The sequence below is a fragment of the Flavobacterium aquicola genome, from assembly GCF_003385115.1.
Lineage (GTDB): Bacteria > Bacteroidota > Bacteroidia > Flavobacteriales > Flavobacteriaceae > Flavobacterium > Flavobacterium aquicola.
This window is the reverse complement of sequence record NZ_QUNI01000008.1, coordinates 129,217-146,007: the sequence shown is the minus strand read 5'-3', so window position 1 is coordinate 146,007 and position 16,791 is coordinate 129,217. Positions and strand designations below refer to the sequence as shown.

Annotated in this window: 16 protein-coding genes; 6 read left to right on the top strand and 10 right to left on the bottom strand. The window is 34.0% G+C overall.

Features of this window, described 5'->3' with window-relative positions:
* Positions 1-69: 69 nt before the first annotated feature.
* From C8P67_RS14620 to C8P67_RS14580, 9 genes are all read right to left on the bottom strand, one after another.
* Complete coding sequence (locus tag C8P67_RS14620) at positions 70-462, bottom strand: hypothetical protein (RefSeq protein ID WP_115813910.1); 393 nt, start codon at positions 460-462, stop codon at positions 70-72.
* Positions 463-791: 329 nt separating this feature from the next.
* Positions 792-2,057, bottom strand: coding sequence for a MutS-related protein (locus tag C8P67_RS14615; protein WP_115813909.1), 1,266 nt, complete (start codon positions 2,055-2,057; stop codon positions 792-794).
* Positions 2,058-2,267: 210 nt separating this feature from the next.
* Positions 2,268-3,404, bottom strand: a complete 1,137-nt coding sequence (locus tag C8P67_RS14610) for a hypothetical protein (protein WP_115813908.1) — start codon at positions 3,402-3,404, stop codon at positions 2,268-2,270.
* A gap of 68 nt (positions 3,405-3,472) precedes the next feature.
* The gene (locus tag C8P67_RS14605) at positions 3,473-4,057 is read right to left on the bottom strand and encodes a hypothetical protein (RefSeq protein WP_115813907.1); all 585 of its coding nucleotides are present in this window, start codon (positions 4,055-4,057) and stop codon (positions 3,473-3,475) included.
* 63 nt (positions 4,058-4,120) lie between these two features.
* Complete coding sequence (locus C8P67_RS14600; RefSeq protein WP_115813906.1) at positions 4,121-4,957, bottom strand: carboxypeptidase-like regulatory domain-containing protein; 837 nt, start codon at positions 4,955-4,957, stop codon at positions 4,121-4,123.
* Between the two features lie 241 nt (positions 4,958-5,198).
* Positions 5,199-6,470, bottom strand: coding sequence for an NAD(P)/FAD-dependent oxidoreductase (locus tag C8P67_RS14595; protein WP_115813905.1), 1,272 nt, complete (start codon positions 6,468-6,470; stop codon positions 5,199-5,201).
* 167 nt (positions 6,471-6,637) lie between these two features.
* Positions 6,638-7,972, bottom strand: coding sequence for a DEAD/DEAH box helicase (locus tag C8P67_RS14590; RefSeq protein WP_115813904.1), 1,335 nt, complete (start codon positions 7,970-7,972; stop codon positions 6,638-6,640).
* Positions 7,973-8,197: 225 nt separating this feature from the next.
* Positions 8,198-9,736, bottom strand: a complete 1,539-nt coding sequence (locus tag C8P67_RS14585; protein ID WP_115813903.1) for a DEAD/DEAH box helicase — start codon at positions 9,734-9,736, stop codon at positions 8,198-8,200.
* Positions 9,737-9,845: 109 nt separating this feature from the next.
* Positions 9,846-10,373, bottom strand: coding sequence for a DUF6155 family protein (locus C8P67_RS14580; RefSeq protein ID WP_115813902.1), 528 nt, complete (start codon positions 10,371-10,373; stop codon positions 9,846-9,848).
* Between the two features lie 106 nt (positions 10,374-10,479).
* Here C8P67_RS14580 and C8P67_RS14575 point away from each other — a divergent pair, with 106 nt between their 5' ends.
* Positions 10,480-10,755, top strand: a complete 276-nt coding sequence (locus tag C8P67_RS14575) for a DUF3817 domain-containing protein (protein WP_115813901.1) — start codon at positions 10,480-10,482, stop codon at positions 10,753-10,755.
* 3 nt (positions 10,756-10,758) lie between these two features.
* Positions 10,759-12,027 (top strand): mechanosensitive ion channel family protein, encoded by a 1,269-nt coding sequence (locus C8P67_RS14570; protein WP_115813900.1) that lies wholly within the window; start codon positions 10,759-10,761, stop codon positions 12,025-12,027.
* Positions 12,028-12,112: 85 nt separating this feature from the next.
* Here C8P67_RS14570 and C8P67_RS14565 read toward each other — a convergent pair whose 3' ends face one another.
* A complete protein-coding gene (locus C8P67_RS14565; protein WP_115813899.1) occupies positions 12,113-12,499 on the bottom strand; it encodes an acyl-CoA thioesterase in 387 nt (128 codons plus the stop codon).
* Positions 12,500-12,569: 70 nt separating this feature from the next.
* Between C8P67_RS14565 and C8P67_RS14560 the strand changes: the two genes are divergently transcribed.
* The 4 genes from C8P67_RS14560 to C8P67_RS14545 all read left to right on the top strand — a co-directional run bounded on the left by C8P67_RS14560 (position 12,570) and on the right by C8P67_RS14545 (position 16,782).
* Entirely contained in the window at positions 12,570-12,968 is a 399-nt protein-coding gene (locus C8P67_RS14560) for a glyoxalase (protein ID WP_115813898.1), read from the top strand.
* 328 nt (positions 12,969-13,296) lie between these two features.
* Positions 13,297-13,857 (top strand): gluconate 2-dehydrogenase subunit 3 family protein, encoded by a 561-nt coding sequence (locus C8P67_RS14555; protein WP_115813897.1) that lies wholly within the window; start codon positions 13,297-13,299, stop codon positions 13,855-13,857.
* A 47-nt stretch (positions 13,858-13,904) separates the two neighbouring features.
* Positions 13,905-15,608 carry a GMC oxidoreductase gene (locus C8P67_RS14550; RefSeq protein WP_115813896.1) on the top strand — a complete coding sequence of 568 codons (1,704 nt, stop codon included), beginning with the start codon at positions 13,905-13,907 and terminating at the stop codon, positions 15,606-15,608.
* A 19-nt stretch (positions 15,609-15,627) separates the two neighbouring features.
* Positions 15,628-16,782: a Gfo/Idh/MocA family protein gene (locus C8P67_RS14545; RefSeq protein ID WP_245980464.1), complete on the top strand. Its 1,155-nt coding sequence runs from the start codon at positions 15,628-15,630 to the stop codon at positions 16,780-16,782.
* Positions 16,783-16,791 lie beyond the last annotated feature (9 nt).

Sequence of the window (16,791 nt, the reverse complement as noted above, 5' to 3'; positions counted from 1 at the left end):
TTGCCAAATCATCCAAGTACAAAACTATCTTTCCATTAAGCCAATTGCCCAAATTCGTTGTAGTAGCTGTTATATGACGGCTTTTTTTGATATAGTTCTATTTTTTGAACCATTCCAATTTTGCGTCAAAGTATAGGTTTCAATTTCATCTTTTGGATAGTCTGAGCCATTTTTATTAAAAATTTCAAGTTGGTAAATTATTCCGTCTTTTACATGAAGAATCGCGTCAGCCAAAATATTAAGTTCCTCATTCTTTATTTCAACTCCGTCAAAAGTCAGGTTCTTATCGACTTTAAAACACTCTTTTTTGAGTTCGTTTTCAAAATTTATAAATAATCCGATTCCTGTATGTTCAATTTCCGTTACAGTTAGAAAACCAATTTGATTGCGTAAAAGTTTAGCTTCTTTTTCGTCATCAAGTATTAAGTCTAAAATGTCAATTATAAATTTAGAACTAATCATTTTTTAAGGTTTTATTTTTCTGCTTTTTTTCAAAGCTGTCATATAACTTCTTTATACAAGAAACAAACCTTAGCAAATCATCCAAATTTAGGATGTTATACGAAGGTTTGTTTTGCTTTGTATTTCTCAAATATATAGCTTTTTAATCAGAAATTATGGTCTTAATTAAAACTATTTTGAAGTTACTACAAACTTGTTACATTAAGGGTTTCTCGGCAATTTTTTTTAAAATGTAGATCTACAAACTTGTCCATTTAACGAAAGAGAAATCTCCGTAATACTATTCGATAAAGTGGCTCTTTTTTTTACTTTGATTGTGGAGTAAGTGGTTATATTTTAGAATTTAATAGTTCATTTAAACCTGCTTTTTCAAACAAAATTCTTCCAACCTTAATTTCTGACCACCCTTTTTTTAGTTTATATGTAAAAGTAGGTGTATTATTAATTATCTCACAGTCTAAATAATAAGTTGAAATAGCAGGACTAGTAAGATTTTTTAGTTCTTGAATGTGTGTAGAAATAAAAAAAAATGAATTAGAATAAGAACTGACACCATTTATTGTGGTGGTGCATATTTCCAAGGCATCTTCAATATTTGTTCCGCTGAAAAGTTCATCAAAAACAACAAAACATCTTTTTCCTTCGACTGCTTTCAAAAGAATATTTTTAAGACTCATGATTTCTGTCATAAAAAGACTGTAACCACTTAAAATATCATCACGCTTACTAATTCCTATTGAAAAATCAGTACAAAATGGAATTTTCGCTGTTGATGCTGGAATTCCAAAACCAAGATTTCCTAAATATACACATAGGCTGACGGACTTCAAGAAAGTTGATTTTCCTGACATGTTTGGTCCATTCAATACAATAACATTAGTGGAAGATGTAAAGCTGTATTTTACCGGGTTTTTAATTAGTGGATGATAAAAATCAGTAAGAGTTATACAGTTTTTTTCAAAAGCAGGGAAAACAAAATTTTTATCGATAATAGCCCTACTAATAGATAAATAGCTTTCGAACAAAAAAAGATCTTCCCAAAAGGTTTGGATCCTATTTTCTGACTTTTGTTTTAAAATTATAGCTATTATTTCTTTACTATCCTTATTTTTCCACTTCTTCTCTTTAATAATTTTCTCATATTTATTTAACTGGAAAGAAGAAAGAAAAGTTAAAATTCTTTTTAAATCGGTTCTATATGTTTCAGGGAAATCACTTAAATTAAGTCTTAAAAAGCAAATAGATTCAAGCCTATAGAAAAACAATATTAATTGATGGATTTTATTGTTCAATAATATCTCGTCTGTACTAGAGCTAAAAAACAAAAGGGATTTCCTTTCAGCCTGCTCGATTTTAAAATTATTTAGAAAAAAATGAACTTCATTTAAATATAGAACAGTATATGAATATTTTTTTAATAGCTCTATATTGGTAATGAAACTTTTAAGAATATCTTGCCGTTCAATAATTTGACTTTCGCTTGTAAGAGATGTTTCTAATAAATTAAGGATTTTATTTCTAGTGAATGAATTTAGAGAATAATCAAAAATAGGTAATATTTCTTTTTTTATATTTAAATCTTGAATATCACTCATAAATTAATGTTTTATAATATACTTAAACCAGTGGAGCTGCTGGAGGAGATTGCTTCGCCAATTCGCTTTCGCTCGTGTCCTCCTTAGTCAGGAATGACAATATTGTTAAAAATGCTTGTAAATATTACATTGACCTACGCCTCCCCTTTTGTTCTTTTCTCAGGCCTGATAATCATTCGCAGTGAGTGGTATTTTGAGAAATAAGCTTTATTACTCTATAGAGATTTCTTTGCTTTTAGTTACTTTAGGACTATAAATAAGATAATCATAACCTTTTATAACTCTCGATAAATATATATCATCTACTTTTAGCTTGTTCTGTAAAATAGATTTTTTTAAAGGTCTTAAATCAAAACAGTACCATTGGTCATCTTTTACAATATTTAGAAAAGATTTAAAACTATTGTTATCATCGTCATCTTCTCCTTTTCCAACAAGCATTATATGCAGCGATTTTCTATAATTTGCCTCTTCAATATTAGAAATCAAGTTACCTATATCATATATATCCGTTTTTGTTAATATCGTTTCACCTTTTGGCACATGCACCGCACCAAATTTGAAAAGATTCTTTTTGTTTTTCCAATCAGGCATTTGGTTTACCAAAATGCTTTTCATCAGCTGAATCCTTAAGAGATGACTTCTTTTAGTATAGATTTCTCTGCTTAACTTTAATGCTTCTATTTGTTTTCGCTCATTGTCAGAAAGTTTTAATTGCAGGAGCAGATCTATTTTCTGAAGGCAGTCTTCGGACAATAGGTAGAATTTTTCTAAACCTTCTTTTGAAGCAAGTGATTTGGAATTTTGAAGCATTTGATTATATATCTCAATCACTTTTTTATTTTTTGATTCTTCTTTTAAATTTGAAATTATCATTTGATCTGCAAAAATGCTGATTTGTTCTACACCATATATTTTGGTATTACGTTTCACTAAATCCTTAAACAAATTAAATTCCGGTTCATATTCCAAAAAAGAAAAGTTTGTGCTATATTCTTTGACAAAAAGGTTAAGCTTTTCAGCAGACAGCGATTTAATTTTTGTTTCGATAATATCTACTGAATATGGATCGACCTCAAGGAAAAAGTTGTCAAACTTAACCTCATTTATAACAGCATTTGTGAAATAAGGAATTTCGTTTGTAAAGTGAGTTTCTCCTAGCAAAACAGAATTAGATTGTTTTATTTCGTCTAGCAAAACATCCCATCCTTTTCCCTGAAACGATATGTTTTTATCATTTTGGAAAGGAAAACTATTCTTTTGGACTAAACTGTCAAGTACTATGTTTTGAGCATGATTAAAATTTGTAATGAATACTGTAAGAAGCAAGAATGTAATTTTTTTCATTATGTATTATCTTTTTTTATTTTATTTATTGAAGTTGTATTATATAAAGCATATGGTGGTGGTAGAATTTATTTTTTAGATTGTTGTTTTTCAATTAATTCGTATTTTTCGCCATTATGAAGTTTTATTTGAACTAATCCAAGTTTTTTGCTCCAAATGAAATTTTTTATTTTGAAATCTGGAAGATTATTGAAATTTTGAAAATTGCTAAAAACATGGCATTGCTGAATCCCAAAATTCTTTAGAACTACTGTTGTATCTTTCAGAGTTTTACCATTAAACTCTATGTCATATATTCTAATTACAGGCAAACTCAATCCAATTTCTTTGACATGCTGAATTAAATAATCTGTATCACTCATTTTTCCATTATGAGAATATTTATAATGTATAATATAAGATTCAGGATCAACATTAGAGACTGAGGGATTGCAATTTCCCGTAGGCAAAGAATGGGTATTATCTAAAATAAATATCGTGTCTCTTTTAAGTGAATCCAAATTGGATTGAAATATTTCAATGTTGCCTTTTTTGTATGGAGTTATCCAATATTTTTCATTTTCATTAAAATAGATTTTTTTGCAACTAAAATCACATGCTGAAAATAAATTAAACAAGATTAAAGAAATATAGAAGGTAAATGTTTTATACATATTTTTTATTCGCTGCGTTCGGATTTTGCTGTTAACGTTGTAATAGCTGTTATCTGCCGTTTCTTATTTTTCTATCATTACATCAACATTAATTGACGGCTCTCCTCCTGAATATTTTTTCCATTCCCCCAAATAATTTCTGTAGTAAGTATCTTTTGAAAATGCAAAAATATTTCCGCCAAAAGAAAGTTTTCCTTTAAAGTCCTCTGCCATTCTTACTGAGATAAAAAAGTCTTTATCAGTCCAAATGTTTTTATCAGATATATCGAGGGACAATTTCTTGTTTTTTATATCATTTTCTGAAACTGTCAATTTTAAAGTTTCATTAATTAAAGATTGTGTGTCATCTGGGAAACCATTTTTTGCATTTTGAATATCAAAAATAAATATTGCGTTTTTTTCAAATTTGGAATCAACAATATTAATATTTATGTTCTTTATCTTTAGTTTCTTTTTGTTACTAATTTTTATGGAGTGTTCTATAAAAATATCATCTGGGTCATTTGAATCAATACTGAAATATGCTTTTTTAGCATTTGAAGTGCCGAAATTCTTATGGACATATTTTTTTGGATTGATTATTACCGCATTAAGATCTATAGCTTTTTTCTTGAGTTGGAATATATAGTTTTGAGATTTGACGAAGTCAGCAATGGAAACTTTAAAAGGTTCATATTCACTAGCTATCACTTTGAAAGTTTCGGTTTTGTCAATGTTATTTAAGTCAATAGTATAATTTCCGTTACTATCTGTTATACCTCCAATTTCTTTGTTTTCAATTCCGATTCTTGCTTCAGAAATGGGATTATTGTTTTCATCCAAGATTTTTCCTGAAATTTTTTGGGCGTGAAAACTAATAGTAATTAAAATAGATAGTAGTGTAAATTTAATTTTTTTCATTTAAAATGATTTTTTGGTGAAATGTAAGGGTTTCTTGCTGATTTTTTTAAAAAATACAGCTTTACTAACTTGTCCTTTCAACGAAGGAGAAATCTCCGCAATACTATTCAGCAAAGTGTTTTTTTTTACTTTGATTGTTGAGCTACTGGTGGAGATTGCTTCGCCAATTCGCTTTCGCTCGTGTCCTCCTTCGTCGGAAGGACAATATTGTGTAAAAATGCTGGCAAAATATTATATTGACCTATGCATCGGCTTTTGTTCTTTTCTCAGGTCTGATAATCATTCGAAGTGACTGATCTTTTGAGAAATAAGCAATCATCCAGTTGTAGAATGTCTGCAGTCTATTGCGATAGGTTATTAATGAAATGAGGTGTATGAATAACCAAATCATCCAGGCAAAGACGCCTTTGAAATGCATTTTGGGTTTTGGCAGATCAACAACGGCTTTGTTTTTTCCGATGATTGCCATCGAACCTTTGTCGTTGTATTTGAAGGGATTTAATGGTTTGTTCTGAACCATTAACTTGAAGTTTTTTGCTAGGTTAATGCCCTGCTGGATTGCTACCTGCGCTACCTGCGGATGACCGCCCGGGAAATCGGGATCATTGGTTTGAATAGAAGTATCTCCAATAGCGTAGATGTTTTCGGTTCCGTTTACTTTGTTGAACGCATCGGTTGCCATGCGCTTGCCTCGTCCGTAACTTTCTGCTGGAATTCCTTCGAATTCTCTTGCTGAGACTCCAGCCGCCCAGATTAAATTTTTGGTCTGAATGGTGTTTCCATCGGCAAAGAAAACGGTGTCGTCTTTATAATCTACGACTCTGGTGTTTAGTTTTACCACAACGCCAAGTTTTGTCAATGCATTCAGGGTGTCTTGCTGGGACTCTTTGCTCATTGGCGACAGCAGAGCATCCCCGCCGTCGACTAAATAAACATTACTGACAGAGGTGTCTAACTCTGGATATTCTTTGAGTAAAATGTTTTTGCGCATTTCGGCAAACATCCCTGACACTTCAACTCCTGTGGGTCCGCCTCCTGCAATTACAATAGTTAACAGTGTACGGCGCTTGCGGATGTCTTTGCAGATGGCGGCTTTTTCGAGGTTTTTCAACAATGCATTTCGCATTTCGATTGCATCATTGAGGGTTTTCATTGGGATGGCATTCTTTTTTACATTTTCCATCCCGAAATAGCTGGTTTCGGCACCTGTGGCAAATACTAATTGATCGTAATGCAGTTCGCCGTTATTGAGAATGATTTTGTTTTCAGATGGAACGACTTTCTGCAGTTCGCCTAAACGAAACTGCAGATTTTTTTTTCCTGCAAAGAATTTTCGGAACGGATAGCTGATGCTTGAAGGTTCTAAAAAAGCTGTAGCCACTTGATAAATGAGCGGCGGAAAGAAATTATAGTTGTTTTTGTCTACAAGGGTTACTTCGATCCCTTTTTGATCAGTTAGTTCTTTGGCTAAATTGATTCCGGCAAAACCTCCGCCTATGATTACTATGTGCATATTTACTTTTTTTAGTGATTAGAAACCTCACCCCCAACCCCTCTCTAGTGGAGAGGCGGGCTTGTTGGGGATTAATTAACTTTGTGTTGGTATAACCCAACTAATGGTTACACTAACAGCTAATTGTTACTATTTATAAAAGTACAATATATATCTAGGAGGAAAATTTAGTTTTTGAATTTTTTAACAGGCTTTTCCGTAACTTCAGTTTTGTTCTGAAGTAAATAATTGGCTAACAATTTTTCTATCAATTCGTCTTTGGTGAGATGATGAAAAATGGTTTTTATTTTTGTTTTCAATTCGGCATCAACGTCGTGGTTGGGTTTGGTTTTGAAGATTTGTTTTGCCCATAAAAGGGTATTATTCTCTTCAATACTGGCGAAAGATGGTTTTTTATATTTAGAAAACTGGATTCCTAATTCTCTTTCGAAATCAGCAATTTCAGCTTCTTCTTCGGGCTGTAAAACGGTTAAAGAAAGCCCTTTGGCTCCTGCCCTTGCGGTTCTTCCGCTTCGGTGAACGTATACTTCGTAAACATCAGGCAAATGATAATTAACTACATAAGAGATTGCTGCCACGTCAATTCCTCTCGCAGCCAAATCGGTTGCTACCAAAATATTAATATGTCCTTCGCGAAACTGCTCCATAATCCGGTCACGGATTCCCTGCGACAGACTTCCATGCAGTGCACCTGATGAAAAGCGGTTGATTGCTAGGTTTTTTGCCAATTTATTGACAGCGGCTTTGGTTTTGCAAAAGATAATACCGCGCTCTCCTTCTTTGGAATTTAGGAAATGCATTAAAACATCCAGTTTTTCTATAGGATCGACTACAATATAATTATGATCAATGCTTTGATTGCCGGCAGTTTCCATACTGGCGCTCACTTGAACCACATTTTTATTTAGGTAGTTCTGAATTAACTGTTTGATGGTTCCAGGCATAGTCGCCGAAAACAAAAAGGTTCTGTATGTTTTTGGTAATTCGGTTATGATTTCGTCCAAAGCTTCTTTAAGAATCGATATCATTTCATCAGCTTCGTCGAGAACCAGAAATTTGGTTTCTTTCAGGCTGATAGCTTTGCGCTGCAATAAATCGATTAAACGTCCCGGTGTTGCTACTACGATATGTGCTGGTGATTTTAAACGTTCTATCTGCGGTTTTATTGGGATGCCGCCACAAACAGAAGCTATAGAAACTTCCGGCAGGTATTTGGCGTAACTTTCCAGATTGTCAAAAATCTGATGTCCCAATTCTCTTGTCGGCACTAGGATAACAGCCTGCACAGCAACAATATTTGTGTCAATTAACTGCAGTAACGGCAGTCCGAAAGCAGCAGTTTTTCCTGTTCCGGTCTTTGCAAGTCCCACAATATCGGTATTGTCTGCTAACAATAGCGGAATGGTTTTCTGCTGAATTTCGGTTGGGGTTACAATTCCCATTTCGGTAATCGCTTTTAGTATTCCTGCTGAAACTCCTAAATCTGAGAATTGTTTTGACATGCTTTTCCGTTTTTTTTAATTGTAAAATGCTTTATAGCAGAATTTTATTTTAGCCCCGATAGTAGTGAAAATCCTTTGTGGGCTGGGGTTCAGCCCACAAAGATTGTAACGGATAGCGGGATTAGCTCCTGAAAATATTTATGATATTTATAAATCTATTCCTGTCGTTTCGTTGGGTTGAGATGCACTGCAGTGCATCTCTACAGATGTGCGTTATATAAATTATTAATCCAGTTCGTTCATGACTTTCTCACGGTATTTTTTACCGATTAACAAAGTCATTTTCAGTTTATAATCATCCAGAAGCCATTCTCTGTAGTTTTTACTGCATTGGCTGAGGCATTTTGAGAAACGCTTAACACGATCTTCAATATCGGCTTCTAATTCTTTTGAAAGCGCTTTGGCTTCCTGCAGTTCTTCGGTATTGTCAACACACATGGCAGCGTGCTGATCTATTGATTTTTCTAAAACCACTTTGGATCTTAAGTTCTGAGCTATAGCCAGTTTGTGCTCTTCATCTACATCAAAAGTTACATCGGCAGTTTTACTGAATTTCGCTCTTAATTCTGGAGGCATTGTATATTTGAAATGTAGTTCGATTTCGCTGTCGTCTCTTAAATTCTCTAAATAAAACTCAGGAGATTTAAAGATATGCTGCCAGTTTACAGGATCGCTCCACAAACCGAAACGTGCGGCATTGTTTCCTAAATCGATAACCGAAAATTCATCTTTTCCAGGTAATTTTCTAGAACCTCGGCCTATCATTTGGAAATATAATGTAAGGGATTTAGTGGCTCTGTTCAAAATGATGGTTTCGACAGTTGGCTCATCAAAACCAGTTGTCAAGATCCCAACAGAAGTTAAAATTGCATCTGGAGTGTGTTTGAACCAATGCAGGATTTCTTTTCGTTCTTCGTTACTGCTGGTGTTGTCAAGATGACGAATGCCGTAGCCTGCTTCCCTAAATGTTTCATAAACATATAAAGAAGTATTAATACCATTGTTGAAAATCAAGGTCTTTTTGCCTAAAGATTTTTCGGTATAAGCATGCAGCAGTTTTTCCTGCATTGCCATATTGGTATATAAATCATCAGATGATTTTACTGTATAATCTCCGTTGATACCTACTTTTAATGATGTTAAACCCACATCATAACTATAGGTTACTGCTCTAGCCAGGAAACCATTGTCTATTAATGAGCTGATGGTGTCACCCACAATCAGTTCATCGTAGCTTTGATGCATTGGCAGTTTTATGTTGGAACTCAATGGAGTTGCTGTAACCCCAAGAATGAATGCGTTTTTGAACGATTTTAATAATTTTCGGAAAGAATTGTAATGCGCCTCATCGATAATCACCAAACCGATATTGTCTAAATGCAGTTTTTCGTCGTTGATACGGTTCTTCAAAGTTTCGACCATCGCCACAAAACAAGAATAATCATTTTGATCTGGTAGTTCTTTTACCTTACTGTTGATGATTTTATTCTTTACATCAAAACCTTTCAGCATTTTTGACGTTTGCTTGCACAACTCAATACGGTGCGTAAGTACAACCACTTTTTTGTCGTGCTGCGACAAATAACGGCGGACAATTTCGGAAAAAATCACCGTTTTTCCTCCGCCAGTAGGCAATTGATACAATAAATGATGCTGTGCAGGTGCGTTGTCTATACGCTCAAATATGGCGTCAATGTCTCCTTGCTGATAAGCGTAAAGTTCTTTTCTTGTTTCAGTTTCAATTTCTAAACTCTCTTGATGCATTGTATATTTTTGGATTTTTGCAAAAATACACCTAAAAAACAGTTATTAAGCCATGTTTTTAAAAAAAATATTCTTGGAAATGAATTAAAATTATTTTTTAAATCTGCTATTAATCTTCTAAAATCGCGATAGATGTTTTGAAATCAGACATATTCTGCCATTTTTGTTGTAAAACTTCGTTGTGAACAGCAAATATGCGGGCTTTAAATTCGGCCAAAATTCCGTTAGAAATAATGAAATTTAATGCTTGTTCAAATGAATTAAACATGCTTTTGTAGAATAAATCCTGCCTTATTATGTTTTCTGACGCAAAAGTCTGGGCAATTTCGATGTTATAAAGCATGACATCGGCAATTACGAATGGGTCTACTCCCAATGTTATAAAATGCTTGATGTATTTTTGAGCAACCGAACGCCTCATTTTTGGCTTTTTTCTTTTGCCTTTTGTCTGCAATGGAAAATATTCATGAGATATTTTGAGTTTGCATTCCTGCAATAATGTTTCTTCTTTTGGATTGAATACAAAATTGTAATACACTTTCACAGGACTGAACTTCTCATACAATTCAAGAATCTGCTCTTCAAGCTGTTCTTTAGTGAGTTCGTTTAAATACTTTTTTAAATCGCGCTTGCTCATTATAAATGTTTAAGAAGACAAAAGTAATTTAGTTTTCTATTGTATACACCGATAATCATTGATAATGACTAATTTTGCTCTTTAATTCAAAAAAAAACAATCACAAATGCTTAAGATTTTTAAAATTACCGCTATTTTAGAAGGTATCTCGTATCTGGTTCTATTTTCGAATATGCTTTTTATCAAGCCAACGAATATGGAACTTTATAAAACATTATTATATCCTATTGGGATGAGTCATGGCGTATTATTTATAGGTTATGTTTTATTGGCCATTTTGCTAAAGAATGTACAAAAATGGGATTTTAAAACTTTTGGAATTATTTCGGTTGCTTCGTTAGTGCCTTTTGGAACTTTTTATATCGAGAAAAAATATTTGTAAAAAATGAATAAAATCATTCACTCCATTTTCAATTTCCTTTACCCTATTTTTAGGGATTGGGGAATGAGCCGAAGCCTGTCAACTTATGTTAGTCTGTTTTTCAACATAATTTTGCTTTGCATTCTGGTTTATGGATTGTATGTAGTTTTCCGGTTTATATTGGTGACCGTATTGACTATAGTTTCTCAGAACACAAAAACAAAATTCGATGATTTGCTCGTAAGCAATAAAACAGCAACTTATATTTCGTATTTATTCCCGCTATCTTTTGTTGTTGAATCTGTTCCAGTCATTTTAGATAAATTTGAATATTGGGAAAATGTTTTTGGGCAGGCGGTTCGTGCTTATATCGTTTTAATGATTATGTGGATTATCCGAACCATTTTTAATACACTTCGTGATTATTTAAAATTGATTCCGAGATATAGCGACAAACCAATTGACAGTTTCATTCAGGTTATTATGATTGTGCTGTGGATGATTGGTATTACCTTTATAATTTCGAAATTATTTGACATTGACCAAAAGGAATTGTTGACTCTTTTGGGGGCGGTTTCAGCAGTAATTATTTTGATTTTCAGAGATACTATTTTAGGTTTCGTGGCAAGTGTTCAGGTTGCAATAAACGATATGGTGCGAATTGGCGACTGGATTACTATGGATCGTTATGGAGCTGACGGCGATGTGATTGAGATTAATCTGGCTACGGTAAAAGTTCGAAATTTTGACAATACTACGACCACAATTCCAACGTATAGTCTGAGTTCCGATTCTTTCCAAAACTGGCGAGGAATGCTTAATTCTGATGGAAGAAGAATAAAAAGACATATTATAATAAAAGCCAGCAGTATTCGGTTTCTGAAAGATGATGAACTTAACGAATTAAAGAAAATAAATCTTTTGAGTGCCTACATCGATACCCGAAAAACTGAAATTGATAACTATAATATAGGTCATAAAATCGATAAAACGCTGGCGATTAATGGCCGAAACATTACTAATTTAGGTTTGTTTCGAAAATACATTACCCAATACCTTAGTCAGAATCCTGGAATAAATAAGGATATGACTATGCTGTGCAGGCAATTACAGCCTACTGCTTATGGCGTTCCTCTCGAAGTATATGCTTTTTCGAAAGATAAACGTTTTGAGAATTACGAATACATTATGGCCGATATATTTGACCATGTTATCGCATCGGTTCCCTATTTTGATCTGGAAATTTTTGTGATGTCTTCAGAAAATGAGGCAAAACCTTATAAGCAGAAATAAATAAAAAAATCCGCTGAATCACAAGTATTTGTTTTCAGCGGTTTTTTTTATGTTTTGCAGTCTAGCATAAATTTAATTTTCGAAACTAACCCAATCTGTCTTTCACAAACTCAATTTCGGTTTTTCCATGAGCTTGCGGCTTTCCGTCATCTCCTAAGTTTACCATAACAGTTTCATCAATTGTAATGATGGTTTCTCTGGTCATCATATTTCGTGCTTCACATTTTAGTACTAATGAAGTATGTCCAAATTTTACCACATCGATTCCAATTTCGACTATATCACCTTGTCTTGCAGAGCTTCTGAAATTGATTTCCGACATATGTTTAGTTACAATTCTGCGGTTTTCTAATTGTATAATCGAATACAGAGCCAATTCTTCGTCTAACCAAGCTAATAGTTTACCTCCAAATAATGAACCATTGGGATTTAGATCTTCTGGTTTTACCCACTTTCTAGTATGAAATCGCATATTTTTTTATTTAATAATGCTAAAATAAGACTTTGCTATCAGTTAATTTTATATTTTTAAGAAAAAAAAGATGGACAACAGAGATAAATTAATCAAAGAAATTCGCGGAGAATCATTGGGAGACAGCAGTATTCAATCATCTTCAGAAGAGTTGTTTCAAAATGAGGTAATTAGACCTATTTTGAAACTGCAGAATGATTTATTCATAGCTTCATTTTTAAATTACATCAGTAAGTATAAAAGGGATTTTAATACAAAATCCGTCGAAAGTAAATTATCGGTTATCGAAAATGCAGTCCAAAAAGACATCAAATTCCGAAATGCTCTTAAAGGAATGATTATTGCCTTATTTACTACTGATGAATACGCACTTTACATTAAAAACTCATCCAGCCTAAATAAAAGGATGATGAACTTATTGATCGAAAGATTAAAAAGTCAGGTGCAGCTGTTTGATCAATCAAATTAAAAAATAATCTCTATTTAGTCCCAATGACAGTTTTTATAAATTTTTTATCATATAATTAACAGGTTTTTATTTCACAAAACCCTTCTTTACTGTGTTGCAGTAAAAAAAAATATCTTAAAATTTTGCGTTATTCTTCTGCATCTTTATTAAATGCCGTAATTTGATTTTAAAATATATACTAAAACGTTTTATTAGTTGCGAATTATTAATATTTGATAATTTATTAACTTTTAAAAGGGAAATATGTTGGTTTTTTGATTATTATTGTAATTCAATGAATAATTTAATTATCGGCAGTTAATACCTTTATATTTTTAATATTTAGCAAATGGAAAGACGAGAAGCACTAAAAAAAATTGCCTTTTTAATGGGGGGAGCGATTTCTGCGACCACAATGGGAGTTTTATTTGAAAGTTTTACAGTATTTGAACCGGAGAAGAATATCTATTTATATACTGCCACCGATGAAGAAATCTTAGCTGAATATTCCGAAATTATTTTACCCACAACAGCAAAATCTCCGGGTGCAAAAGCCGCGGGAGTTGGTGCATTGATTCCTTTAATTATAAAAGATTGTTATCCGGCAAATCTTCAAGCTGTTTTTAAAAAAGGTTTTGATAATATGTTAATTCTGTCTAAGACTAAATTTAATAAAGAATTTTTAAGTTTAAATGATGAGGAAAAAAAACAGCTTATGAATGACTTAACACAGCAATCAATCAATAATAATCACGAGCCTTCTTTCTTTTTGATTGCCAGAGATTTGACAATATTAGGTTATTTCTCTTCAGAGATTGGCTGTACGATGGCAAGAGAATATTTGCCAATTCCAGGTAAATATGATGGAAATGCAGACTACATTCCTGGACAGAAAGCTTGGGCAACATAAATGTTTAAGTATTTAAAATTATTTTATTAATTGTTAAAAAGCGACTTGTGAATATAAATACCGACTTAAAAAAGCAAAATACCTATGACGCAATTGTAATAGGTTCGGGAATAAGCGGCGGATGGGCAGCCAAAGAATTAACACAAAAAGGGTTGAAAGTCCTGATGCTGGAGCGTGGTGAAAATATAGAACATATAAAAGATTATGATTCGGCGATGAAAGCTCCTTGGGAAATAGCTTATTGCGGAAAAATGACCGAAGAACAAAAGCGAACTCACCCGGTGCAGACCAGAGATTATCCATACCAGCAGGCAAATGAAAAATGGTGGGTAAACGACTTAGAATGCCCTTATACCGAAGATAAGCGTTTTGACTGGTACAGAGGTTTCCATGTGGGTGGAAAATCTTTGATGTGGGGACGCCAGAGTTATCGTTTTAGTGATCTTAATTTTGAAGATAATATAAAAGACGGTCATGGGAATGACTGGCCAATCCGTTATAAAGATATTGCACCGTGGTATGATTATGTTGAGAAATTTGCAGGCATCAGCGGTCAGAATGAAAATTGGCCTCTATTGCCAGATGGTCAGTTTTTGCCTCCGATGGATATGAACTGCGTTGAAAAATCAGTGAAAGACCGCATCGAAAAGCACTATAATAAATCCAGAATAATGACTATTGGCCGTACGGCAAATTTAACTGTGCCTCATTTAGGAAGAGGAAGCTGTCAATATAGAAATTTATGCAGCCGAGGATGTCCTTTTGGAGCTTATTTCAGTACGCAATCTTCAACTCTGCCAGCGGCAATGGCTACTAAAAAATTAACCGTGCGCCCCTACTCGATTGTCAATCATATTATTTATGATAAAGAAACGAAAAAGGCCAAAGGTGTTATGGTTATTGATTCTCAAACAAATGAAAGCATGGAGTTTTATGCTAAAATTGTTTTTGTAAATGGATCGACGCTGGGCTCCACTTTTGTTTTATTGAATTCAACTTCTGAAGCTCATCCCAATGGTTTAGGTAACGGCAGCGGACAGCTTGGACACAATTTGATGGATCATCATTTTAGATGCGGCGCAGAAGGAACTGTTGAAGGTTTTGAAGACAAATATACTTATGGACGCAGAGCCAATGGTATTTACATCCCAAGATATCAAAATTTTAAAGAGGATAAACGTGATTATTTGCGTGGTTTTGGATATCAGGGTGCAGCAAGCAGAGGAAACTGGCATAAAGAGGTTGCCGAATTGGATTTTGGAGGAGATTTCAAAGAAATTTTATCAAGACCGGCAGAATCATGGACAATGGGACTTGGCGGTTTTGGAGAAATGCTTCCTTATTTCGAAAATAAAGTATATATAGATCATTCTAAAAAAGATAAATGGGGACAGCCTGTACTTGCAATCGACTGCGAATACAAAGAGAATGAAGCAAAAATGCGTGAGGACATGATGTATGACGCTGCCGAAATGCTTGAAGCTGCTGGTGTCAAGAATGTAAAAGCTTACGACAACGGCTGTTATCCGGGAATGACAATTCACGAAATGGGAACTGCCCGTATGGGGAATGATCCAAAAGAATCAGTATTAAACAAGTGGAACCAAATGCACGAAGTAAGCAATGTTTTTGTTACTGATGGTTCCTGTATGCCTTCGAGTGCCTGCCAAAATCCTTCACTGACATATATGGCCTTAACTGCTAGAGCTGTGGATTACGCTGTAAAAGAATTAAAGAAAAAAAATATATAGAGTTTAGGACTATTTAATTATGAGAAAATTAAAAATGGGAATGATTGGCGGTGGCAAAAATGCTTTTATCGGAGCAGTTCACCGCATTGCAGCAAACATGGACGGATTAATCGAACTGCATTGCGGTGCTTTTAGTTCCAATCCTGCTTTTTCCCTTGAATCTGGTAAAGAATTAGGTTTGTCTCAGGATAAATGTTATCAATCCTATACTCAAATGATCGAGACAGAAGCAAAATTGCCTCAAAACGAGAGAATGGATTTCGTTTCGATAGTTACTCCAAATCATGCCCATTTTGCTCCTGCCATGTTAGCATTGGAGAATGGTTTTAATGTGGTTCTGGACAAGCCGATGACTTTGACTTTGGCGGAAGCCAAATTATTAGAAGAAAAAGTGGAAGAGACAGGGCTTTATCTTTGCCTGACACACACTTACGCCGGCTATCCAATGGTTAAACAGGCAAGGAATATGGTCGCCGAAAATCATTTTGGAAACATTCGGAAAATAATGGTTGAATATCCGCAGGGCTGGCTGAGTACTGACTTTGAAAATGGAGGAAACAAACAGGCTGCTTGGAGAACCGATCCATCCAAAAGCGGGATTAGTGGCTGTATGGGAGATATTGGAACTCACGCGGCACATTTGGCAGAATATATCTCAGGATTAAAAATAACACAGCTTTGCGCTGATATTAATACAGTGGTTGATAATAGAAGACTGGATGATGATGGAAATGTTCTCCTTAAATTTAATAATGGCGCCAACGGAATTTTGGTAGCCAGCCAAATAGCAGCCGGTGAAGAAAACAGCTTAAAAATTAAAGTGTATGGAGAAAAAGGCGGTTTAGAATGGCATCAGATGGAACCAAATACTTTAACTGTAAAATGGCTGGACTCCCCTGCTCAATTGTACCGAACCGGAAACGGATATTTATCAACAATTGCTGCTTTTAATACCCGAACTCCAAGCGGACACCCAGAAGGATATTTGGAAGCTTTTGGGAATTTATATAAAAACTTCGCTTTGACTTTGCAGTCAAAATTAGAAGGTAAAGAACCAACAGCTGAAATGCTTGATTTTCCAACAGTAAAAGATGGTGTTCGAGGAATGGCTTTTATAGAAAATGTAATCGCCTCCGGAAAATCATCTCAAAAATGGACTGAATTTAAAATCTAAATAGAATCA

Bases quoted from the DNA above. Each gene is read 5' to 3' on its own strand.
- C8P67_RS14620 (WP_115813910.1), bottom strand. From the start codon at position 462: ATGATTAGTTCTAAATTTATAATTGACATTTTAGACTTAATACTTGAT.
- C8P67_RS14615 (WP_115813909.1), bottom strand. From the start codon at position 2,057: ATGAGTGATATTCAAGATTTAAATATAAAAAAAGAAATATTACCTATT.
- C8P67_RS14610 (WP_115813908.1), bottom strand. From the start codon at position 3,404: ATGAAAAAAATTACATTCTTGCTTCTTACAGTATTCATTACAAATTTT.
- C8P67_RS14605 (WP_115813907.1), bottom strand. From the start codon at position 4,057: ATGTATAAAACATTTACCTTCTATATTTCTTTAATCTTGTTTAATTTA.
- C8P67_RS14600 (WP_115813906.1), bottom strand. From the start codon at position 4,957: ATGAAAAAAATTAAATTTACACTACTATCTATTTTAATTACTATTAGT.
- C8P67_RS14595 (WP_115813905.1), bottom strand. From the start codon at position 6,470: ATGCACATAGTAATCATAGGCGGAGGTTTTGCCGGAATCAATTTAGCC.
- C8P67_RS14590 (WP_115813904.1), bottom strand. From the start codon at position 7,972: ATGTCAAAACAATTCTCAGATTTAGGAGTTTCAGCAGGAATACTAAAA.
- C8P67_RS14585 (WP_115813903.1), bottom strand. From the start codon at position 9,736: ATGCATCAAGAGAGTTTAGAAATTGAAACTGAAACAAGAAAAGAACTT.
- C8P67_RS14580 (WP_115813902.1), bottom strand. From the start codon at position 10,373: ATGAGCAAGCGCGATTTAAAAAAGTATTTAAACGAACTCACTAAAGAA.
- C8P67_RS14575 (WP_115813901.1), top strand. From the start codon at position 10,480: ATGCTTAAGATTTTTAAAATTACCGCTATTTTAGAAGGTATCTCGTAT.
- C8P67_RS14570 (WP_115813900.1), top strand. From the start codon at position 10,759: ATGAATAAAATCATTCACTCCATTTTCAATTTCCTTTACCCTATTTTT.
- C8P67_RS14565 (WP_115813899.1), bottom strand. From the start codon at position 12,499: ATGCGATTTCATACTAGAAAGTGGGTAAAACCAGAAGATCTAAATCCC.
- C8P67_RS14560 (WP_115813898.1), top strand. From the start codon at position 12,570: ATGGACAACAGAGATAAATTAATCAAAGAAATTCGCGGAGAATCATTG.
- C8P67_RS14555 (WP_115813897.1), top strand. From the start codon at position 13,297: ATGGAAAGACGAGAAGCACTAAAAAAAATTGCCTTTTTAATGGGGGGA.
- C8P67_RS14545 (WP_245980464.1), top strand. From the start codon at position 15,628: ATGAGAAAATTAAAAATGGGAATGATTGGCGGTGGCAAAAATGCTTTT.